The sequence below is a fragment of the Luteimicrobium sp. DT211 genome (genome assembly GCF_049844995.1).
Taxonomy (GTDB): Bacteria; Actinomycetota; Actinomycetes; order Actinomycetales; family Cellulomonadaceae; genus Luteimicrobium.
Map to the genome: position 1 here is coordinate 533,020 of NZ_JBNCMC010000001.1, position 18,990 is coordinate 552,009.

Here is an 18,990-nt window from a genome sequence, read left to right on the forward strand (position 1 = left end):
GACGCGCCGCGCGGCGTCCCCGCATACCGTGGTCGGATGACCGCCGCGGGCACGACGAGCGCGGGCGCCCCGACGACGCTCGGACCGCTCGACCGCCGTCGTCCCCGCCTGTTCCTCGCGTTCACGCTCGGGTTCCTGGCGCTCGTCGGGACGGCCGGCGCGTCGCACCGGTTCATGTCGGACCGGTTCATGCCCGCCGCCCGGCCCCTCGACGCCGGCGCGGTCCTCCTGCTGCTCGTCGCGCCGCTGGTCGTGGCGCTCGGGCTGCGCCGGCGGGTGACCGCCGTCGTCGTGACGGTGGCGGCGCTGACCGCGTACGTCCTCGCGGGCTACCCGCTCGGGCCGGTGTTCGTCTCGACGGAGGGCGTGCTCGTCGGGCTGGTGCTGAGCGGGCCCGCGCGGTCGGGACGGGTCGCGGCGTGGTCGGGCCTCGCGGCCCTCGCCGTCACGGTGCCGCTCGCGTTCACCGCGCGGGACGAGGCGTTCCCCGGGCCGGCGGGGGTGGCGGGCGGGCTGGCGTGGTCGTGCGTGCTGCTCCTGCTCGCGGGCGGGCTGCGGGGGCGGTACGACCGCATGGCGGAGCGCCGCGCCCGCGCCCGCGAGGCCGCGGGCCGCCGCGAGCACGACGCCGTGACCGCCGAGCGCCTCCGCATCGCGCGCGAGCTCCACGACGTCCTCGCCCACTCCCTCTCGGGCATCTCCGTGCAGGCCGGCGTCGGGCTGCACCTCCTGGACCGCGACGTCGAGCAGGCCCGCTCCGCGCTGACGCAGATCCGCTCCACGAGCATCGAGGCGCTCGACGAGGTCCGCGCGGTCCTCGGGATCGTCCGGTCCGACGACGGCGCCCCCGCGGGCGGACCGGTGACGCCGGGGGCCGGGCCGGGTGGGGAGCCGGTGGCGGGCCAGCCAGCGGGCGACACCCCGGGCGGCGCGGGGCTCGGTGCCGCGCCCCGGACCCCGTCGTGGACGCTCGACGCGCTCCCGCGCCTGGTCGACGAGTTCACCGTGCCCGGGGGGCCCGTCGCGACGCTCGACGACGCGCTGTCGCCGGCCGCGCGCGCCCAGGTCCCGCCGCACGTGGCGGGCGTCGTGTTCCGCGTGGTCCAGGAGTCGCTGACGAACGCGCGCCGGCACGCGACCGGGGCCACGCGCGTCGAGGTGCGGCTCGCGGCGGACCCCTCGGGTGACGGGGCGCTCGTTGTCCGCGTGAGCGACGACGGACCGGGGCCTGGTGCGGGGGGCGAGGCTGCGTCGTCGGGCGCGGGGGACGCGGAGCCGGCGGCGGGGTACGGGCTGCGGGGGATGCGCGAGCGGGTCGAGGCGGCGGGCGGCGTCGTGCGGGCAGGTGCGCGCGACGATGGGCGGCGGGGGTTCGAGGTCGAGGCCCGCGTCCCCCTTGCCCTGGAGCCGTCAGAACGTGGTGAGTCCCGAGGCTTACGAGCTTCTGACGTGAGCGCAGTCGCCGGCGAGTTGTCAGAACCAGGTGAGCCTCGGGACTCACGAGCTTCTGACAGTTCGGGAGGGGAGGACAGATGAGCGGGGGTGTGGAGGTGCCCGACGACGGCGCAATCCGGGTGCTGCTGGCCGACGACCAGGCTCTGGTCCGGGGCGGGTTCCGGGCGCTCGTCGACTCGGAGCCCGACATGACGGTCGTCGGGGAGGCGTCCACCGGCGACGACGCGGTGCGCCTGACGCACGACCTGCGGCCCGACGTCGTGCTCATGGACATCCGCATGCCCGGGCTCGACGGGCTCGAGGCGACGCGGCGGATCGTGGCCGACCCGGCGGCGTCGGGCACGCACGTGGTGGTCGTGACGACGTTCGAGCTCGACGAGTACGTGGCCGAGGCGATCCGGTCGGGCGCGAGCGGGTTCCTCGTCAAGGACACCGAGCCGGCCGACCTCGTCCGGGCGGTCCGCGTCGCGGCGCACGGCGACGCGCTACTGTCGCCGACGGTGACGCGGCGCCTGCTCGCGCGGGTCGCCGACGCCACGCGCCCCGTCGCGTCGCCGCCCGGGCTCGACGACCTGACGCCGCGCGAGCGCGAGGTGCTCGTCGAGGTGGCGCGCGGGCTGTCGAACGACGAGATCGCGCGGACCTTGTACCTGTCGGAGTCGACGGTCAAGACGCACGTGTCGCGGACGATGACCAAGCTCGGGGCGCGGGACCGCGCGCAGCTCGTCGTGCTCGCCTACGAGGCGGGGCTCGTCCGGCCGGGCTGGACCGACTGACCTGCTCGTAGCGCGACTGACCTACACGACCCAGCGCGCTCCATGGCGCGAAACGGTACGCATCGGGACGAAGAGGCGCGGGGCTGGTGCCCGGGAGCAGTGCTGTGTAGGTGGGTCGCGCTACGTCGGCACCACGGGGGTACGAGGTCGCCAACCCTCGGGGGACGACCCGGCCACCCCCGGCGGGCGACGGTGAGGGTGCGGCCGAAGCGGCCGTCGTCGGGACCCGAAGAGAGTTCCGGCGTGACGGAGGAGGTCATCATGCTCAGCGCACTCGTCCCGGCCCACGCGGCCGTGGTCGCGCACCCCTACTGGAACGGCGGAGGCGGGCCCGGCTTCGGCTGGTGGTTCATCTTCCCGCTGCTCTGGTTCCTGCTGTTCGCGTCGATCGTGTTCCTGGTGGCGCGCGGCGCACGCCGCCGCTGGCAGTCCGGCGGCGCGTACGGTCCGCCGTGGGCGCGGGGGAACCAGACGGCGATCTCGGTCCTCGGCGAGCGCTACGCCCGCGGAGAGATCGACGAGGCCGAGTACCGCGCCAGGCTCGAGGTGCTCACGCGTCAGCAGTGAGCGAGGGCCGTGCTCGTCGGTGGGCCGGGGCGCGGGTCTCCGTCAGCCGCAGGGCGACGAAGCCGGCACCGGCCGCGACGAGCACGGCTCCGCCGACCCCGACGACGATCAGGTCGTCGCGCACCTCGGCGCCCGACGCCGCGTCCACGAGGTCCGGGATCGCCATCACGACGCTCGGGTCGGACGGCAGGTACGCGACGTCGAACGTCCCGCGGTAGGGGCTGCCGGTCGGGGCGGCCCCCCACTCACCTTCCGGGATGCCGTCGGTGTCGGGGAAGACCCCGTGGAGGCGCAGGCGTTCGGGGCCGGAGGAGAGCTCGACGACGGCGCGGACGGAGTCCGTGCCGGAGCAGGACTTGCAGCTCTCGGCGTGGTAGATCTCGGCGTCGTGCGCCGTCGTCGTGACGCCCGACGCAGCGAGCTCGTGCGCGCGGCCCTCGTCGGCGTCGTCGGTCCACCAGATCGCGAGACCCGCGAACGCGGCCACCCCGCCGAGGATGGCGGCACCCTGGCAGACCAGGACGCCGATCTCCCGGCGGTCGCGCCGCCGTCGGGCGTGTGGGGACATCGCCTCGCGGTGGCGGCCGCGCGTCGTGCCCATGGGCGCTCCTCCTGTCGGGCGCTCATGATGGCATGCGCCTGCGCTCCTTGGTGGCCGCGCTGACGGGCGGGTCGCGGGGTGCAGGTCGGGACGTCGGATAGGTTCCACCGCGTGGCACGGAGGGCGTGGCGCGTCGTCGGCGCTTCCGGTGCGGGTGCGCTGGCGTTCGCGCTGGGGGCGCGGTGGTCCTCGGACCGCGGACCCGACGTCGCTCTCCCGCCCGACGACGCCCCGCCGGGCCAGGTCGTCCAGGCGTACCTGGACGCCGCGAACGCCGACGGCGAGCGCGTGCTCCGCGGTCACGAGGCCGGCGATGTTCGACGGCGTGGAGCAGGCGTGGCTCAAGAGGAGCCTTTTCGGGCTCGGGCCGCGTGGAGGCTTCGGGAACCCGACGATCGTGAAGGTCCTCACGGGCGACGTTGTCACCGAGATGACGGGGCGGGACTCGGACCTCGTGGCGGACGTCGTCGTGAGGTTCGAGGCGCGGGGCCAGGACGGGACGATCGGCCCGGGCGCCGTGACTTGGGGGATCGAGCTGCAGCGCGACACCCCGACGTCGCGCTGGCTCGTCTACGACCAGGGGCAGGGGTGAGCACAGGGCCTGATGCTGTGGCGCGTCTTCCCGTCCCTCGTGCCCTGGATCGGTAGCGTGCTGTCGTGGCAGGTCTCGCGTCGTTCCGGCGCCTCGACGTCTCCCGCTGGCCCGTCGTACGCGAGGAGCAAGTGGGGGCCGAGGCCAAGGAGTGGCTCAAAGATCCGGATGGCGTGCAGTGGCTCTTCAAGCCGGTCCGATTCCGGGCGGACGAGGCCCGGATCGGACTGGACTGGGCCGAGAAGGTCGCAGCCGAGATCGCAGGGCTCCTGGCGCTTCCCCATGCGGAGGTCGAGCTCGCCGTTCGGGGCGGGAAGGAAGGTTCGGTGTCGCGCGACGTGCGTGTCGATGCGACGTCCGCGTACGACCTTCGTGACGGAGCGGATCAGCTGCTTGACGTCGGAGCCCCCGGGTTCCGGCCGTCGAAGGGGCTCCCGAAGAGCGAGAAGCAGAGTCGTCCGGGGCACTCGCTCGTCAACATCGCTGCCGCTCTCGCGAACGTCGATCCACCGACGGGCGGGCCTGCGGGCCTGGCGGCCTTCGACATCTTCACCGGCTACCTCGTTCTCGACGCGTGGATCGGCAACGCAGACCGGCACGACCAGAACTGGGCGGTCCTCGAACCGACGATCGGGCTCAGGGCGTCCCGGATGCTCAGCCCGACGTTCGACCACGGGAGCGCGTTCGGCGTCGGGCTCATGGAGGAGCAGCGCGCGGCGTGGGCTGCGGACGACGACGCGATCCAGCGGTTTGCGAGAGGGGGGCGTGCGACTCCCTTCAAGAACGAGGGGAAGGCCACCATCCCGAGTCTCGTGACCTTGGCCGCCCAGGCCATCGAGCTCTGCACGGCTGAGGGTCGGCGGCACTGGCGGATCGCCTGCTCCGCACTTCCGGTCATGGAGGCGCGTAACGTCATTCAAAGGGTTCCAGTGATGTCAGTGGCGACACGTACGTTTGTCGTTCGGCTGGTCGAGGAGAACGCAAGGAGGATCCGCCATGAGTGCGGTCACGACGCTTGATGCGCCGACCCGGCACGAGGGTCCCGCGGCCCCGAGCCCGCAGCGCATGATCGTCGCGTGGCAACACCCGGACAGTCGAGCCATCCTGCCCGTTGGCGTTCTCACGCGTACTGAGCGTGACTACACGTTCGCCTACCTCGAGTCAGTCCGTGAGATCGACGGCTTCCGTCCGCTCCTCGGCTTTCGCGACTTCGACCAGCGCTATCACAGCTCGGAGCTCTTCCACCTCTTCGCCCAGAGGGTCATGAGCTCGCGGCGCCCGGACTATGCGCGGTACGTCACCGAGCTGGGACTGAACCCTGAGGACTTCGAGCCGTGGGAGCAGTTGGCGCGTTCGCAAGGCAGTCGTGCTGTTGACCGGCTGCAGCTCTTTCCGGTGCCCAGCGTCGTCGGCGGGTCCGTCCGGTGCGCCTTCCTCGTTCACGGAACTCGCCACGTACCCGGCCAGGAGTTCGTGGTCGACGGCGAGCCGGTTCTGATGTCGCTGATGGAGTACGAAGCGATGCTGTCGGCCCTCGAGGCGGGCACAGAGGTGCACCTGCTGTCGCAACCCGAGAATCTGGTGAACCCGGAGGCGCTCCTCGTTGTGGGTGACGCCCGGAGCCCTCTCGGTTGGGTCCCGGACTTCCTCGTTCATGAGGTCCGTCGACTCCAAGAGGTCACCACCGTCGAGGCCCGCGTCCTCCGGGTCAACGGCGCTGAGGCGTCCCCACACCTTCGCGTGCTGGCCGAACTACGTGCCGAGGGCGCGGAGGGCTTCGAGTTCTTCTCTGGGCCGGAGTGGCGCGAGATTCCGGCGTCGGATCAGTAGGCAAAGACGTCGTCGATACCCAGCGCAGCGACGACGGTGCGTGTGGACAAGAACTCGCAGCACTTGGTGAAGAGCGCGGCAAGGCCTTGGGCGTCGAGCTCACCAACCAGCAGCTGGTACAGGTCGAGGAGATGGACCACGTCCTCGCTCGCGTAGCGGATCTGCTGGGACGAGAGTTCCTCCGCCCCCCAGTCGCTCGTCCTCACGGCACCCTTGTTCAGCTCGATACCTAGTCGCGACCGCACCTGTGCGGCCAGGCTGTGCGTGGTTGCCGGAGCTCCTGGGGCCACCAGCTTCGAAGCGATCTTGGTGCATCGCACGGCTCGAGCGTCCACCCCCCAGGACGCCCGCATGAACGCGAGGTCGAAGGGCGCATGGTGCATGACCTTGAGGACGTCCGGGTCGGACAGCAGCTCGCAGAGCCGATCCGGTCTCCGGTCGTCGACCCGGACGAGGAGCGCCCCGATCGACGGTGCGAAGATCTGGCAGAGGTGAAGCCGATCGACCCGCGGGTCGAGGCCCGATGTCTCCGTGTCCCACGCCGCGACCCCTGCGGCTCGCACCGCTGCGGCCAGTTCGTCGGGCAGGTCGTGCTCGAAGACACGGATGCCAACTGCCGCCTCAGTCATGCGCCGATCGTAGGGCCGGCTACCAACCGTCATGTTCGGTACACGCTCCGCGTAGGGTCGCGGGGTGACCGAGCGAGCCCCTGATCCCGCGACCGACCCGGACGAGACCGAGATCCTGCTGCCCGGCGGGGACGTGACCGTCGGGGTCGTGCGCGTCAGCGGGACAGTGCGCCGTCCGACGAACCGGAACTCGCCGTTCGTGCACGCGCTGCTGCGCCACCTCGAGGGTGTCGGCTTCGACGGCGCACCCCGGTTCCTGGGTCTCGACGAGAAGGGCCGCGAGACGCTCACGTTCGTCGAGGGAGAGGTCGCAGGGCGTCCGCGCCCGGACTGGATCGCGGACGAGGGCCGGCTGGTGTCCGTGGCCGAGCTCGTGCGCCGGTACGACGACGCCACCACCACCTTCGTCCCGCCCGACGGCGTCCGACCGGACCGCGGGATCGCCGCGGACCCGCCGGGCACGCCGCCCGCGCCCGTGGGTGAGCCGGAGATCGTCGGGCACCTCGACATCACGCCGGAGAACGTGGTCTTCCGGGACGGCCGGGCGGTCGCGCTCATCGACTTCGACCTCGCCGGCCCGGCGACCCGCGTCGACGAGCTCGCCAACCTCCTGCTGTGGTGGGCGCCGCTCTTCGACCCGGCCGACCGCGACCCGCTGCTGCGGGACGTCGACGTGGCGGCCCGCGCCCGGCTCGTCCTCGACGCCTACGGGGCCTCGGACTCCGACCGTGCGCGCGTCGTCGACGTCGTCCTCGCCCGGACGGCCCGGGCGTGGTTCCTCATGCGCCACCGCGCGGTGACCCTCGGGGGCGGCTGGGCCCGGATGTGGGACGAGGGCGTGGGAGACGTGATCCTGCGCCGTCGGGCATGGATAGAAGCGAACGGCGCCGCCCTCCGTTCGGCGTGCGCGGCGTGCGCCCGCTGACGCGCGCCGCGCGCCCGACTCACCAGCCGAGCTCGCCGGCGTCCTCCTGGAAGGTCCCGGTCGGGCCGTCGGGGCCGATCGTCGCGAGGCGCGCCACGACCTCGGCGCTCACGTCGACGGACCGGCCGGGGTGGTTCTCGACGCCGCCCCCGCCGAGCTCGGTCGCCGTGATGCCCGGCTCGACGGCGTTGAACTTCACCTCGGGCACCGCGCGCGAGTACTGCACCGTGATCATCGAGACCGCGGCCTTGCTCGAGCCGTAGACGATCGACGGGAACCGCGACGCCGGGCGCGACGGCTCGTGCACGGCCCAGAAGGACCCGAGCGCGCTCGACACGTTCACGACCACGGGGTTGTCCGACCGGCGCAGCAGCGGCAGCCCGGCCTCGGTGACCCGGACGATCCCCGCGGCGTTGGTGTCGAAGACCGCGAGGACGCTCGGTCCGTCGAGCGCCTCGGCGCCGCCGTCGCCGGTGCGCAGCGCGATGCCGGCGTTGTTGACGAGGACGTCGAGCCCGCCGTCCGCCTCGATCTTCGCGAGGGCGGCCGTGACGGAGGCGTCGTCGGTCACGTCGAGCTGGACGAAGCGGGCGCCGAGCTCGGCGGCGGCGGCGCGGCCGCGGGCCTCGTCCCGCGAGCCGATCCAGACGGTGTGGCCCGCGGCGAGCAGCAGGCGGGCGGTGGCCTTGCCGAGGCCCTTGTTGGCCCCGGTGATGAGTGTCGTTGTCATGCGTCCAGGCTGCCCCGCGGGCCGGGTGCCAGGTAGTCGTCCGCTTTTCGTAGGACCGTCAGGGCCAGGACGGCCGCGGTGCGCGTGGGCGGACCGGGCGCAGACTGGGGGGCATGGAGGCTGGGGCCGTGCAGGCGTGGGACTTCGGCAGCGCCGTGCGTCGGTGGCGCGACCGGACCGTCCCGGAGGCCGTTGGCGTCCCCGCCGGGAGCCGCCGGCGTGCGGTCGGCCTGCGGCGCGAGGAGCTCGCCGGCCTCGCCGGGATCTCGGTCGACTACCTGACCCGCCTCGAGCAGGGGCGCGCGGTGTCGCCGTCGGGCCAGGTCGTCGAGGCACTCGCGCGGGCGCTGCGGCTGTCCGACGGCGAGCGGGACGTCCTGTTCGAGCTGGCGGGGCTCGTCGCGCCGGGCTCGGGCCTCGTGCCCGGTCGGATCACGCCGAGCATCCAGCGCCTCCTGGACCGCTTCTCGCACACGCCCGTGATCGTGCAGGACGCCGCGTTCACCTTCCTCACCGCCAACGCCCCCTACGACGCGCTCATGGGCGACACGTCCGCCTGGCAGGGCAACGAGCGCAACGGCGTCTGGCGCAACCTCGTAGGCCCCGGCACCCGGGCGGTCCACTCCCCGGCCGAGCGTGCCGCCTTCGAAGAGGGCCTCGTCGCCGGGCTGCGGCTGACCGCGAGCCGCTACCCGGCCGACGCCGCGCTGCGGAGCCTGGTCGACGACCTCGAGGCCGCGAGCCCCCGGTTCCGTGAGCTCTGGGACACCGCCGAGATCGACGACACCCTCGACCGGGCGCGGCACAAGGTGATCGACCACCCCGCGGTCGGCCTCATCACGCTCGACTGCGACAACCTGACCGTCGCCCGCGACGACCTGCTCATCACCGTGTACACGGCCGAGCCCGGGACCGACGACGCCGAGCGGTTGGCGCTGGCGATCGTGCTCGGCACCCAGCGCGTGGCGACCTGACGTGCGTCAACGCTCGACGCCCACGGCCGCGAGCCCGGCGAGCCGCTCGGCGAGGAATGCGCGCTCGGCGTCGTTGGCCGTGAGGGCGAGGGCCTCGCGGTACGCCGCGGCGGCGTCGTCGGGGCGGTCGAGCCGGCGCAGCAGGTCGGCGCGGACGGCGGGCAGGTAGGGGTAACGCTCGAGACGGGGGTCGGCGGCGAGCGTCTCGACCTCGGCGAGGGCAGCGGCAGGCCCGCGGGCCCCCGCGAGCGGAACGGTCCGGTTCAGCGCGACGACCGGCGAGGGCCACAGCTCGAGCAGCCGGTCGTAGAGCGTCACGAGCTGCGGCCAGTCCGTCTTCGCGTACGTGGGGGCGTCGGCGTAGAGCGACGCGATCGCGGCCTGAAGCACGTAGCGTCCCGCGCGCCCGGACCGCAGCGCGGCGACGACGAGCACGTCGGCCTCGGCCAGCGCGTCGCGGTCCCAGCGGGATCGGTCCTGGTCCTCGAGCCGGACCAGGTGGCCGTCGTCGTCGACGCGGGTCGCGCGCCTGGCGTCGGTGGCCAGGATCAGGGCGAGCAGCCCGCCGACCTCGGGCTCGTCGGGCATGAGACGCCGCAGCGTCCGGGCGAGCCTGAGCGCGCGGTCGGCCGCGTCCCCGCGGACGAGCTCCGGCCCCGACGGCGCGGTGTGCCCGGCGGTGAACAGCAGGTGCACGACGCCGAGCACCGCCGGGAGCCGCTCGGGCAGCTCGGCCGCGCGCGGGGTGCGGAACGGGATCCGCGCCGTCGCGATCTTCTTCTTGGCCCGCGTGATCCGGGCGGCCATGGTCGTCTCCGACACGAGCAGCGTCCGCGCGACGTCGGGGGTGGCGAGCCCGCACACGAGCCGGAGCGTGAGCGCGAGCTGCGCCTCCTGGGCGAGCGCCGGGTGGCAGCAGAGGAAGACGAGCCGGAGCAGGTCGTCGGGCTCTCCGCTGGCCCAGGGGTCCGCGGGGTCCGCCGTCGCGAGCTCGGCCGGGTCCACGCCGTCGGGCACCTCGACGAGCAGCGGCATCCGCACCCGGAACGCCTGCTCGCGGCGGATCACGTCGAGCGCCCGACGGCGCGCGACCGTCGTCAGCCACGCGGCCGGGTTGCGCGGGACGCCGTCGCGCGGCCAGCCGGTGAGCGCCGAGGCGTACGCCTCCTGGACGCACTCCTCGGCGAGGTCGAGGTCCCGGGCGGTCCGCGCCGTCGCGGCGAGCACGGTCGCCCACTCGTCCCGGTGCGCGCGGACGACGGCGGCGCGTGCGTCGTCGTCCGGCGTGCCCGGGGCGTGGGCGGAGCCGCCCGGGACGGTGCTCACCCCGCGGCCGGGGCGATGCTGCCGCCGACGGGTCGGACCTCGAGCCCGCCGCGCCCCCACGCGACCGCGGGGTTGGCGCGCGCCAGGTCGAGGGCCGCGTCCAGGTCGGCCGCCTCGACGACGTAGAAGCCGGCGACGACCTCCTTGGTGTCGACGAACGGGCCGTCGGTCACGACGTCGCTGCGCAGCGACGTCGCGGTGTCCGCGCCGTGGAGCGCGAACGCGGTGACCATCGCGCCCGAGGCGACCAGCTCGTCGGCGTAACGCTTGCTCGCCTCCTGCTGCTCGGGGGTGTAGTCGCCCGCGGTCGGGTCGTCGAAGATCAGGATCGCGTACTGGGCCATGGTGGCAGTCTCCCTGGTCGGTCGGTCGGTTGTCGGTTGGTTCGGCTGTCCCTGCTCCCTGACGTCGGGCGGGGACGGGCGGAATCGACAACGGGGTGAAGATGGACCGCATGAGCAACCCTCACGAGAGCCGTCCGGCCACCCGTCCGATCGCCACCGTCCGCGGCAGCGTCGCCATCACCAACGCGTACGTCGTCCCCGTCGCCTCGCCCCCGATCGAGGGCGGCACCGTCCTCGTGACCGACGGCGTGATCGAGGCCGTGGGGACGTCGTCGGAGGTCACGGTCCCCGACGGCGTGCGCGTCGTCGACGCCGGTGGGCGCTGGGTGCTCCCGGGCTTCGTGGAGTCGCACGGCCACGTCGGCGTCCACGAGGAGGGCGAGGGCTGGGCCGGCAACGACACCAACGAGATGACCGACCCCAACGGCTCGCACCTGCGCGCGCTCGACGGGATCAACGTCGAGGAGGAGGGCTTCCGCGACGCGCTGGCCGGCGGCGTGACGTCGGTCGTCGTGAAGCCGGGCTCGGGCAACCCGATCGGCGGCCAGACCGTCGCGATCAAGACGTGGGGCGGCCGGACGGTCGACGAGCAGATCATCTCCGAGTCGGTGTCGGTGAAGTCGGCGCTCGGGGAGAACCCGAAGCGCGTCTACGGCGACCAGAAGAAGACGCCCGCCACCCGCCTCGGGGTCGCGGCCGTGATCCGCAAGGCGTTCGTGGACGCACAGAACTACCGCGCGAAGCGGGACGCGGCCGAGGCGAAGGGCGAGCCGTTCGATCGTGACCTCGGCAAGGAGACGCTCGTCCGCGTCCTCGACGGCGAGCTCGCGTGGGACCAGCACACGCATCGCGCCGACGACATCGCGACGGCGCTCCGCCTCGCGGACGAGTTCGGCTACCGGCTCGTCGTCAACCACGGCACCGAGGGCGCGGAGATCGCCGACGTGCTCGCCGAGCGCGACGTCCCCGTGATCTTCGGCCCGATGTTCACGAGCCGTTCCAAGGTCGAGCTGCGGCAGCGCGCGATCGCGAACCTCGGGCGCCTCGCCCGCGCCGGCGTGCGCGTCGCGATCACGACCGACCACCCCGTCGTGCCGATCAACTTCCTCGTCCACCAGGCGTCGCTCGCGGTCAAGGAGGGCCTGGACCGGGACGTCGCGCTGCAGGCGCTCACCGTGAACCCGGCGTCGTTCCTGCGTCTCGACACGCGGGTCGGCGCGCTCGCCACGGGCCTCGACGGCGACGTCGTCGTGTGGTCCGGCGACCCGCTCGACGTGAACAGCCGCGCCGAGCAGGTGTTCGTGACCGGCGCCGAGGTCTACCGCTGGGACGGGTCCGCGGACGGCGGCCGGGGCGCGGGCGTCGTCACCGAGCGCTCGGAGCGCTTCACCGCGTGACCCGCGGGGTGCCGACCGCGCTCAGCCCCGGATCTGGGCGGCGCGCGCGTCGACCAGCGCGGTGACGACGTCGTCGGGCAGCGGGTGCGCGGGGTGGAACCTCACGGTTCCCTTCGCGCGCCCGCTGCCCTCGACGGCGTCGACCTGCCCGGCGACGGCCTCGACCGCGGCCGCGCTGAACGGGTAGATGCCGACGTGAGCCTTCGCGCGCACCACGGCGAGCAGGGGCTTGCCGTCGAGGACGAGCGCGGGCATGCCGTACCCGGCGCCCTGGGCCGCGTCGGGCACGCGGGCGCGCGCGACGTCGTACACGTGCCCGACGACGGCTCGGTCGTCGTCGGACAGGCCGGCGAGGTAGTCGTCCACGGTCCCCATCGGTCCATCGTCGCCCGCGTGGTCCGCCGCCGCCCGCGACGAGGCGCGCACCCCTTGTAGTGGGAGCGCTCCCATGGAAGGCTCGTCGGCGTGACCACCCCGACCCCGACCCCGGCCGCCGCGACGACGCGCGCACCGGCGACCCTCCGGCCCTACCGCCGGTCCGACGCCGACGACCTCTACGACGTCTGCGTCCGCACCGCCGACGCGGGCGGCGACGCGCGCGGCCAGTACGCCTCCGACCGGCTCGTCGGCGACCTGTTCGCCCTCCCGTACGCGACGCTCGAACCCGACCTGGCGTTCGTCGTCGACGACGGCACCCGCGTCGTGGGCTACGTGGTCGGGACCGCGGACACGCCGCGCTTCGTCGAGCGGTACCGCGACGAGTGGATCCCCGCGATCGCGGGCCGCTACGCGCCGGCCCCGTCGGAGCTCACCGACGACGCCACCCCGGACGACGTCATGCACTATCTCCATGAGCACCCCGAGCGGCTGCTCGTCCCGGAGGTCGCGCCCTACCCGGCCCACCTCCACATCGACCTGCTCCCCGGCTTCCAGGGCCGGGGCCTCGGCCGCCGTCTGCTGGAGACCTTCGCGTCGGCCGCGGCGGACGCCGGCGCGCGCGCCGTCCACGTGGGAATGGTCTCGGCCAACACGGGCGCGCGCCCGTTCTACGACGCGCTCGGCTTCCACGTGATCGACGTCCCCGACGCCGGGCCGCTCACCTACCTGGGCCGCGCCACCCGCCCGTGAACGCCTGAGGGCGGCGCGACCAGGTCGCGCCGCCCTCGGTGTTCTGCCCGGACGTCCGACGACGTCAGCGGGCGGAGCCCACCAGCTCGCCTTCGTCCTGGGTCGCCTCGGCGCCGGTGGCCGGCCCGTCAGCAGGCGACACCTCGGACCCCGTGGGGCCCTCGTCGTCGTCGGTGAACAGGTCGTCGGCGGTGGCCGCGTCGTACTGCTCGGTGTCGAGGATGCCCTCGCGCTTGGCGACGATCACCGGCACGAGCACCTGGCCCGCGACGTTGGTCGCGGTGCGGCCCATGTCGAGGATCGGGTCGATCGCCAGCAGCAGCCCGACGCCCGCGAGCGGGAGGCCCAGCGTCGAGACCGTGAGGGTCAGCATGACGAGCGCGCCCGTGAGGCCGGCCGTCGCGGCGGACCCGACCACGGAGACGAACGCGATGAGGATGTAGTCCGTGATCGACAGGTGGATGCCGAAGAGCTGCGCGATGAAGATCGCGGCGACCGCCGGGTAGATCGAGGCGCAGCCGTCCATCTTCGTGGTCGCGCCGAGCGGCACGGCGAACGACGCGTACTCGCGCGGCACGCCGAGGTTGCGCTCGGTGACCCGCTCGGTCACGGGCAGGGTGCCGATCGAGGACCGCGACACGAACGCGAGCTGGATCGCGGGCCAGGCTCCGCGGAAGTAGCTCGAGACCTTGAGGCCGTTGCTGCGCAGGATCACGGGGTAGACGACGAACAGCACGAGCGCGAGGCCCACGTAGATCGCGATCGCGAAGCGGGCCAGCGGGGAGAGCAGGTCCCAGCCGTACGAGGCGACGGCGTTGCCGATGAGGCCCAGCGTGCCGAGCGGCGCGAGGCGGATGATCCACCACAGCACCTTCTGGACGATCGCGAGCGCGGACCGGCTGAACGCGATGAACGGGTCGGCCTTCTTGCCGGACTTGTAGGCGGCGATCCCGACGACGATCGCGATGACGACGATCTGCAGGACGTTGAAGCTGACCGCGGTGTCCGCGGCGCCGTCGGTGATCTGCGTCGAGGCGCCGAGGCCGAGGAAGTTGCCAGGGATCAGGCCGGTGAGGAAGTCGATCCAGGTGCCGGTGTGGCTGGGCGCCGCGCCCTGGCTGATGTCGAGCGAGGTGTGCTTGCCGGGCTGGAAGATCAGGCCCATCCCGATGCCGATGGCCACGGCGATCAGCGACGTGATCGCGAACCACAGCAGCGTCTTCCAGGCGAGGCGGGCCGCGTTGGCGACGCCCTTGAGGTTCGCGATGGACACGACGATCGCGAGGAAGACGAGCGGCGGGACCACGGCCTTGAGCAGGGTCACGAAGTCCGAGCCGATGGTGCCGAGGGTCGTGGTGAGCCAGTTCGGCGTCTGGGCGTCGGCCGGGCCGACCTCGCCCATGGACCGGGCGACCCAGCCCAGGAGGAGGCCGAGGACGAGGCCCGCGACGATCTGGACGCTGAACGACGGCCAGCGCAGGCGGCGCTTGGGGGCGTCGGGTGTCGCGGCGGCGTCGGGCCGGGCGACGGAGGAAGGCGTGGACACAGGGGTTCCTTGTCTGGTGGTCGCGGAGTGTTTCTGCGGGTGCGCGAGCGCACGCGCACGGAGGTGCGGGGTGCTGCAGGGGATCGACCGGCGCACGACGTCGGCCGCGTGGGTGCACGCGACGAACGGGGGTCAGGCGGGGGTCGGGTGAGCGGGGGCCGCTCGGTGCGGCCGGCGTCGGTGCCGGCGGCGGGTGCTCGCGGGGAGCGCTACCTGTTCAGCGACACAGCGCGCTGGCGACGCGTCGGAAGTCGACGTCGCGGCGCGCGGTGAACAGGCGCTGGAGCACGGGGTCTCTCCTGAGGAGTGAAGGCAGTACCGGTCGGTACGAGGAGCGAGCGTAACAGCAGGTCCATCACACGGACAAAGATCCCGTGAAGTGAGACGAAACGTTCCGAACTTTGAGGCCCGCCCCGCCGTCGCCCGCCGAGATATCAGCGTCGCTCGACCGCGGCCTGGCAGTCCACGCACAGCCGCGCCGTCGGGCGAGCCGTCAGCCGGGCGTCCGGGATCGGGCGCCCGCAGCGCTCGCAACGCCCGTACGTGCCGTCGTCGAGCCGGGCCGACGCCGCGTCGACCTCGTCGAGCTGACGGCGCGCGTCCGCGGCGAGCACGGCGGCCTGGGCGCGGTCGAAGGCGAGCGTCGAGCCCTCGGGGTCGTGCTCGTCGTCGGAGTTCGCGTCCCGCCGGGCGACCGCGATGTCGTCGAGCTGCTCCTCGAGCGCCGCGAGACGCCCGGTCGCCTCGCGCCGGAGCTCGTCGAGGCGCTCCCGCACCTGCGTGTCGTCCATCCCTCGAGTGTGCCCCGGTGCGCCGTCGGCGGTGCGGCTCGGCCCGCCCCGGTCGTCGCGGCAGACTACGGGGATGACCACGAGCGCCGTCCGGACCCGCGCCTGGCGAGACGGCACGGTCGTCGCCGAGGACTTCCCCTTCGACCAGATCTCCGACTACGTGGACTCCGGGGACTGCCTCGTGTGGGCCGACGTCTGCGCCCCGGACGACGAGATCCTCGCGGGCCTCGCGGAGGAGCTGCGCCTCGACCCGCACGCCGTCGAGGACGCGCGCGGCCGCAACGAGCGGCCCAAGGCCGCGCGGTACCCGACGCACACGTTCGTGACGACCGACGCCCTGCGTCGCGACCCCGGGACCGGGGAGGTCGTCATGACGCGAGTCTCCGTGTTCACGACCAAGCACGCGGTCGTGACCGTCCGGCTCGACGACGGGTTCGACATCGGCCCCGTCCTGCAGCGCTGGGACGAGAACGCCGCGCTGCTGCGCTACGGGCCGAGGGCTCTCGTCTACGGCCTCCTCGACGTCCTGGTCGACCAGTACTTCGAGACGCTGCAAGGCATCGACGACGAGGTCGAGGCGCTCGAGGACGCCCTGTTCGAGGAGTCGCCCACGAGCGGGCGCCGCCTGCAGGAGCGGACGTTCCGGGCCCGCAAGGACCTCGCGCGGGTCCGGCGCGTCGTGCTCCCGATGCGCGAGGTCGTCAACACGGTGACGCGGCGCGCGATCGAGCCCGACGACAGCGGCGAGCTGGTCCCGTACTTCGAGGACCTGTACGACCACGTGCTCCGCGCCACCGACTGGAGCGACTCGCTGCGGGACCTCATCGCCTCGGTCCACGAGACGACGATGGCGCTCGCCGACAACCGGATGAACCAGGTCATGAAGCAGCTGACGGCCTGGGCGGCGATCATCGCGGTGCCCACCGCGATCACGGGATTCTTCGGCCAGAACGTCCCGTTCCCGGGCTTCGGCCGCCCGTGGGGCGTCTCCCTGAGTGTCGGGCTGATCGTCGTCGTCGCTGTCGTCCTCTACGCGCAGTTCAAGCGCAAGGACTGGCTCTGAGGCCCCCATTCTCCGCGAGGTAGCGCCTTTCGCTCGAGACAGCACGTACTCCGCGCTACCTCGGGCGAAAGGCGCTACCTCGCGGAGGGCGGGGGCCGACGTCGGGCCTGTGGACGACCCGCGCGGTGCACAGGCACGCGCTGACCCCGCGCCGCCGGGCGGGCGGGAGCGGACGATGACGCGATGCTCACGATCGCCCGGGCGTCCGCGTCGACGCCGTCGAATCAGCCCGTCGTTCATCCCGCCCGCCTGGGCCAGGGCGTGCCGCTCGAGAGGCCCGCGCTGCCCCACATCAGCCGGTTCGACCCCGAGCGCCGGGCCGAGCACGAGCGCTCGCTGGCGGACGGGTCCCTGATCCGGGTCCGAGCGGGCGTCTACGCGCCCCCGGTGACGGCGGAAGGCCCTGCCCGGCGCCGCAAGGAGGAGGTGCTGCTCGGCGCGCGCGCGGCGCTCGAGAAGCTGCGGGTCGAGTTCTGGTTCAGCCACGACACCGCCGCGCTGCTCTGGGGTCTGTGGACGTGGCGTCTGTCGGGTCAGGTCCATCTGACGCACCTCCGGACCCAGCACGTCGACGGCGCACGTGCGGGATCGACGACCCGGCACTGGACGGACCTGCCCGAGCGGCAGAGGACGGCGTGGGTCGACGACGGCACGGGGCTCCTCGTCCCCGTGACGAGCCTCGAACGCACGATCGTTGACTGCGCGCGGAGCTGCCCGCCGGACGCGGGGCTCGTGGTCGCCGACGCCGGACTCCGCCTCGGCGCCGACCGCGACGTCGTCGAGGCAGTGCTCGCAGAAGCGTCCGGCGGTCGTGGCGTGCGGCGCGCGCGACGGGTCGTGGCGGCGGCCGACCCGCGGTCCGAGTCGCCGATCGAGAGCGTGACCCGGTGGGTCGTCGTCGACGCGGGGCTGCCGACGCCGGAGCTCGCCATCGAGCAACAGACCTGGTCGGGACGTTACTGGGTGGACCTCGGGTGGCCAGAGCTCAAGGTCGGGATAGAGGTGGACGGGCTCGAGAAGTACTCCGGCCGGTACGGGGACCCGAGGCAGGTGCTCCTGGACGAGAAGCGCCGCCACGACGCGCTCGTCGAGGCGGGGTGGCTGCTCATCCGCGTGAGCCTGCAGGACCTGCTCGATCCCGCCAGGCTGGTCGCGCGGATCGTGGCGGCGCTCCGCTCCCGCGGCTGGAGGAGGGGCGCACCGATGTAGCGAGGTAGCGCCTTTCGCCTCAGATAGCACGGATTCAGCGCTATCTCGGGCTCAAGGCGCTACCTCGCGGACGGACTAGCGCGGGTGACGTCCTCGGGCGGCGGGTCGGCGGGTGAAACGCTCCGGACCCGCGTCACGATCCCCCCTGGGTCGGCTCCCCTCTGCGTAGGACGGAGCCGTGCGCCGGACGCGCGGTGGCCGTGGACCGCGGACGACTGGGTGCTCGACGTGACCGATGCTCGGCAGGACACCACGACGCGCGTGGCGACATGCGTCGGCGACCTGAGCGTGCGGGTCGTCGGCAGCGGTCCGCCGGCCCTCCTGTGGCACAGCCTCCTCGTGGACTCGTCGTCCTGGACCCGGGTCGAGGACGACCTCGCGGGGCGCCGGACGCTCGTCATGGTGGACGCGCCGGGGCACGGGCGGAGCGCCTGCCCGCCGCGTCGCTTCGGCATCCACGACTGCGCGGCGGCCGCGCTGGACGTGATGGACGCGCTCGGGCTCTCGGTCGTCGACTGGCTGGGTGTCGCGTGGGGAGGCCGGGTGGGCCTCGCGTTCGCGGCGGCGTACGGCGAGCGGCTCCGGTCGCTGACGACGTTCAGCGCGCCTCCCTTCCGTCTGTCCGCCGCCTGGCGGAGGGTCACGGCCTCGCTGCTCGTCCCGTACCGCCTGCTGGGCCCGGTGGCCCCGGTCACCGAGGCCGCCATGAGGACGGTGCTGGGCGAGCGTGCGCGCCGGACGGACGTCGAGGCCGCGATCCTCGTGAGCCGGGCGTTCCTCGGCGCCGGCCGGACCGGCATGGCCCGGACCGTCAGCAACGCGCTGCTCCACCCCGAGGACCTGAGCGGCGTGCTCGCCCGGATCACCGTCCCGACGCTCGTGGTCGCCGGCGGCGACGACGAGACCTTCACCGCCGACGACGCGGCGGCGGTGGCGGCGTCGATGCCGAACGCGCGCAGCGACGTGCTCGAGTCGGTGTTCCGTCTGGCCCCGCTCGAGCGTCCCCACGAGACCACCAAGCTCGTGCTGGACCACTGGGACCAGTCCGCCTGGGCATGAACTCCTCCCGCCCGTTGCGGCGGCGTGTGACGCGCGCGACACTGGAAC

At 73.4% G+C, this 18,990-nt stretch carries 21 protein-coding genes; 13 read left to right on the forward strand and 8 right to left on the reverse strand.

Features of this window, described 5'->3' with window-relative positions:
• The first annotated feature begins 36 nt into the window (after nt 1-36).
• The 3 genes from ACLQ14_RS02435 to ACLQ14_RS02445 all read left to right on the forward strand — a co-directional run bounded on the left by ACLQ14_RS02435 (nt 37) and on the right by ACLQ14_RS02445 (nt 2,798).
• On the forward strand, nt 37-1,536 hold the full coding sequence (locus tag ACLQ14_RS02435; RefSeq protein WP_425809507.1) for a sensor histidine kinase: 1,500 nt from the start codon (nt 37-39) through the stop codon (nt 1,534-1,536).
• Nucleotides 1,533-2,231: a response regulator gene (locus ACLQ14_RS02440; protein ID WP_425809509.1), complete on the forward strand. Its 699-nt coding sequence runs from the start codon at nt 1,533-1,535 to the stop codon at nt 2,229-2,231. The genes ACLQ14_RS02435 and ACLQ14_RS02440 overlap by 4 nt, the downstream gene beginning before the upstream one ends.
• 261 nt (nt 2,232-2,492) lie before the next feature.
• Nucleotides 2,493-2,798 carry an SHOCT domain-containing protein gene (locus ACLQ14_RS02445; RefSeq protein WP_425809511.1) on the forward strand — a complete coding sequence of 102 codons (306 nt, stop codon included), beginning with the start codon at nt 2,493-2,495 and terminating at the stop codon, nt 2,796-2,798.
• Here ACLQ14_RS02445 and ACLQ14_RS02450 read toward each other — a convergent pair.
• The gene (locus ACLQ14_RS02450) at nt 2,782-3,399 is read right to left on the reverse strand and encodes a hypothetical protein (protein ID WP_425809513.1); all 618 of its coding nucleotides are present in this window, start codon (nt 3,397-3,399) and stop codon (nt 2,782-2,784) included. The genes ACLQ14_RS02445 and ACLQ14_RS02450 overlap by 17 nt on opposite strands.
• A 313-nt stretch (nt 3,400-3,712) precedes the next feature.
• Between ACLQ14_RS02450 and ACLQ14_RS02455 the strand changes: the two genes are divergently transcribed.
• The 3 genes from ACLQ14_RS02455 (at nt 3,713) to ACLQ14_RS02465 (ending at nt 5,821) form a co-directional block, all read left to right on the forward strand.
• The gene (locus ACLQ14_RS02455) at nt 3,713-3,991 is read left to right on the forward strand and encodes a hypothetical protein (RefSeq protein ID WP_425809515.1); all 279 of its coding nucleotides are present in this window, start codon (nt 3,713-3,715) and stop codon (nt 3,989-3,991) included.
• A gap of 65 nt (nt 3,992-4,056) precedes the next feature.
• Complete coding sequence (locus ACLQ14_RS02460) at nt 4,057-5,010, forward strand: hypothetical protein (RefSeq protein WP_425809517.1); 954 nt, start codon at nt 4,057-4,059, stop codon at nt 5,008-5,010.
• The gene (locus ACLQ14_RS02465) at nt 4,988-5,821 is read left to right on the forward strand and encodes a hypothetical protein (RefSeq protein WP_425809519.1); all 834 of its coding nucleotides are present in this window, start codon (nt 4,988-4,990) and stop codon (nt 5,819-5,821) included. The genes ACLQ14_RS02460 and ACLQ14_RS02465 overlap by 23 nt, the downstream gene beginning before the upstream one ends.
• Here the strand turns inward: ACLQ14_RS02465 and ACLQ14_RS02470 are convergent.
• Nucleotides 5,815-6,450 carry a hypothetical protein gene (locus tag ACLQ14_RS02470; protein WP_425809521.1) on the reverse strand — a complete coding sequence of 212 codons (636 nt, stop codon included), beginning with the start codon at nt 6,448-6,450 and terminating at the stop codon, nt 5,815-5,817. The two genes, ACLQ14_RS02465 and ACLQ14_RS02470, sit on opposite strands and share 7 nt — an antisense overlap.
• 64 nt (nt 6,451-6,514) lie before the next feature.
• Here ACLQ14_RS02470 and ACLQ14_RS02475 point away from each other — a divergent pair, with 64 nt between their 5' ends.
• Nucleotides 6,515-7,375 (forward strand): phosphotransferase, encoded by an 861-nt coding sequence (locus ACLQ14_RS02475; protein ID WP_425809523.1) that lies wholly within the window; start codon nt 6,515-6,517, stop codon nt 7,373-7,375.
• 19 nt (nt 7,376-7,394) lie between these two features.
• On the opposite strand, the gene ACLQ14_RS02480 is transcribed toward ACLQ14_RS02475, so the two are convergent.
• A complete protein-coding gene (locus tag ACLQ14_RS02480; RefSeq protein ID WP_425809525.1) occupies nt 7,395-8,105 on the reverse strand; it encodes an SDR family NAD(P)-dependent oxidoreductase in 711 nt (236 codons plus the stop codon).
• A 113-nt stretch (nt 8,106-8,218) separates the two neighbouring features.
• Between ACLQ14_RS02480 and ACLQ14_RS02485 the strand changes: the two genes are divergently transcribed.
• Nucleotides 8,219-9,079 carry a helix-turn-helix transcriptional regulator gene (locus ACLQ14_RS02485; protein WP_425809527.1) on the forward strand — a complete coding sequence of 287 codons (861 nt, stop codon included), beginning with the start codon at nt 8,219-8,221 and terminating at the stop codon, nt 9,077-9,079.
• A gap of 6 nt (nt 9,080-9,085) precedes the next feature.
• Here ACLQ14_RS02485 and ACLQ14_RS02490 read toward each other — a convergent pair whose 3' ends face one another.
• Nucleotides 9,086-10,405 (reverse strand): RNA polymerase sigma factor, encoded by a 1,320-nt coding sequence (locus ACLQ14_RS02490; RefSeq protein ID WP_425809529.1) that lies wholly within the window; start codon nt 10,403-10,405, stop codon nt 9,086-9,088.
• Nucleotides 10,402-10,749 (reverse strand): YciI family protein, encoded by a 348-nt coding sequence (locus tag ACLQ14_RS02495; RefSeq protein ID WP_425809531.1) that lies wholly within the window; start codon nt 10,747-10,749, stop codon nt 10,402-10,404. The genes ACLQ14_RS02490 and ACLQ14_RS02495 overlap by 4 nt, the downstream gene beginning before the upstream one ends.
• A 110-nt stretch (nt 10,750-10,859) precedes the next feature.
• Here ACLQ14_RS02495 and ACLQ14_RS02500 point away from each other — a divergent pair, with 110 nt between their 5' ends.
• Nucleotides 10,860-12,146 carry an amidohydrolase gene (locus tag ACLQ14_RS02500; protein ID WP_425809533.1) on the forward strand — a complete coding sequence of 429 codons (1,287 nt, stop codon included), beginning with the start codon at nt 10,860-10,862 and terminating at the stop codon, nt 12,144-12,146.
• Between the two features lie 21 nt (nt 12,147-12,167).
• Here the strand turns inward: ACLQ14_RS02500 and ACLQ14_RS02505 are convergent, their stop codons facing one another.
• On the reverse strand, nt 12,168-12,521 hold the full coding sequence (locus tag ACLQ14_RS02505) for an iron chaperone (protein WP_425809535.1): 354 nt from the start codon (nt 12,519-12,521) through the stop codon (nt 12,168-12,170).
• 90 nt (nt 12,522-12,611) lie between these two features.
• Here ACLQ14_RS02505 and ACLQ14_RS02510 point away from each other — a divergent pair, with 90 nt between their 5' ends.
• Nucleotides 12,612-13,274: a GNAT family N-acetyltransferase gene (locus ACLQ14_RS02510; protein WP_425809537.1), complete on the forward strand. Its 663-nt coding sequence runs from the start codon at nt 12,612-12,614 to the stop codon at nt 13,272-13,274.
• A 64-nt stretch (nt 13,275-13,338) separates the two neighbouring features.
• Here ACLQ14_RS02510 and ACLQ14_RS02515 read toward each other — a convergent pair whose 3' ends face one another.
• Nucleotides 13,339-14,820, reverse strand: coding sequence for a dicarboxylate/amino acid:cation symporter (locus ACLQ14_RS02515; RefSeq protein ID WP_425809539.1), 1,482 nt, complete (start codon nt 14,818-14,820; stop codon nt 13,339-13,341).
• Between the two features lie 434 nt (nt 14,821-15,254).
• The gene (locus ACLQ14_RS02520; protein ID WP_425809541.1) at nt 15,255-15,611 is read right to left on the reverse strand and encodes a TraR/DksA family transcriptional regulator; all 357 of its coding nucleotides are present in this window, start codon (nt 15,609-15,611) and stop codon (nt 15,255-15,257) included.
• Between the two features lie 73 nt (nt 15,612-15,684).
• On the opposite strand from ACLQ14_RS02520, the gene ACLQ14_RS02525 reads away from it, so the two are divergent.
• The 3 genes from ACLQ14_RS02525 (at nt 15,685) to ACLQ14_RS02535 (ending at nt 18,942) form a co-directional block, all read left to right on the forward strand.
• Nucleotides 15,685-16,674, forward strand: coding sequence for a magnesium transporter CorA family protein (locus ACLQ14_RS02525; RefSeq protein WP_425809543.1), 990 nt, complete (start codon nt 15,685-15,687; stop codon nt 16,672-16,674).
• Between the two features lie 183 nt (nt 16,675-16,857).
• Nucleotides 16,858-17,883 carry a hypothetical protein gene (locus ACLQ14_RS02530; protein WP_425809545.1) on the forward strand — a complete coding sequence of 342 codons (1,026 nt, stop codon included), beginning with the start codon at nt 16,858-16,860 and terminating at the stop codon, nt 17,881-17,883.
• Between the two features lie 228 nt (nt 17,884-18,111).
• Nucleotides 18,112-18,942 carry an alpha/beta fold hydrolase gene (locus ACLQ14_RS02535; RefSeq protein ID WP_425809547.1) on the forward strand — a complete coding sequence of 277 codons (831 nt, stop codon included), beginning with the start codon at nt 18,112-18,114 and terminating at the stop codon, nt 18,940-18,942.
• Nucleotides 18,943-18,990 lie beyond the last annotated feature (48 nt).

What these genes read in the sequence shown, in the direction of transcription:
- ACLQ14_RS02435 (WP_425809507.1), top strand. Translation starts at nt 37, where the DNA reads ATGACCGCCGCGGGCACGACGAGCGCGGGCGCCCCGACGACGCTCGGA.
- ACLQ14_RS02440 (WP_425809509.1), top strand. Translation starts at nt 1,533, where the DNA reads ATGAGCGGGGGTGTGGAGGTGCCCGACGACGGCGCAATCCGGGTGCTG.
- ACLQ14_RS02445 (WP_425809511.1), top strand. Translation starts at nt 2,493, where the DNA reads ATGCTCAGCGCACTCGTCCCGGCCCACGCGGCCGTGGTCGCGCACCCC.
- ACLQ14_RS02450 (WP_425809513.1), bottom strand. Translation starts at nt 3,399, where the DNA reads ATGGGCACGACGCGCGGCCGCCACCGCGAGGCGATGTCCCCACACGCC.
- ACLQ14_RS02455 (WP_425809515.1), top strand. Translation starts at nt 3,713, where the DNA reads ATGTTCGACGGCGTGGAGCAGGCGTGGCTCAAGAGGAGCCTTTTCGGG.
- ACLQ14_RS02465 (WP_425809519.1), top strand. Translation starts at nt 4,988, where the DNA reads ATGAGTGCGGTCACGACGCTTGATGCGCCGACCCGGCACGAGGGTCCC.
- ACLQ14_RS02470 (WP_425809521.1), bottom strand. Translation starts at nt 6,450, where the DNA reads ATGACTGAGGCGGCAGTTGGCATCCGTGTCTTCGAGCACGACCTGCCC.
- ACLQ14_RS02480 (WP_425809525.1), bottom strand. Translation starts at nt 8,105, where the DNA reads ATGACAACGACACTCATCACCGGGGCCAACAAGGGCCTCGGCAAGGCC.
- ACLQ14_RS02485 (WP_425809527.1), top strand. Translation starts at nt 8,219, where the DNA reads ATGGAGGCTGGGGCCGTGCAGGCGTGGGACTTCGGCAGCGCCGTGCGT.
- ACLQ14_RS02495 (WP_425809531.1), bottom strand. Translation starts at nt 10,749, where the DNA reads ATGGCCCAGTACGCGATCCTGATCTTCGACGACCCGACCGCGGGCGAC.
- ACLQ14_RS02500 (WP_425809533.1), top strand. Translation starts at nt 10,860, where the DNA reads ATGAGCAACCCTCACGAGAGCCGTCCGGCCACCCGTCCGATCGCCACC.
- ACLQ14_RS02505 (WP_425809535.1), bottom strand. Translation starts at nt 12,521, where the DNA reads ATGGGGACCGTGGACGACTACCTCGCCGGCCTGTCCGACGACGACCGA.
- ACLQ14_RS02520 (WP_425809541.1), bottom strand. Translation starts at nt 15,611, where the DNA reads ATGGACGACACGCAGGTGCGGGAGCGCCTCGACGAGCTCCGGCGCGAG.
- ACLQ14_RS02525 (WP_425809543.1), top strand. Translation starts at nt 15,685, where the DNA reads ATGACCACGAGCGCCGTCCGGACCCGCGCCTGGCGAGACGGCACGGTC.
- ACLQ14_RS02530 (WP_425809545.1), top strand. Translation starts at nt 16,858, where the DNA reads ATGCTCACGATCGCCCGGGCGTCCGCGTCGACGCCGTCGAATCAGCCC.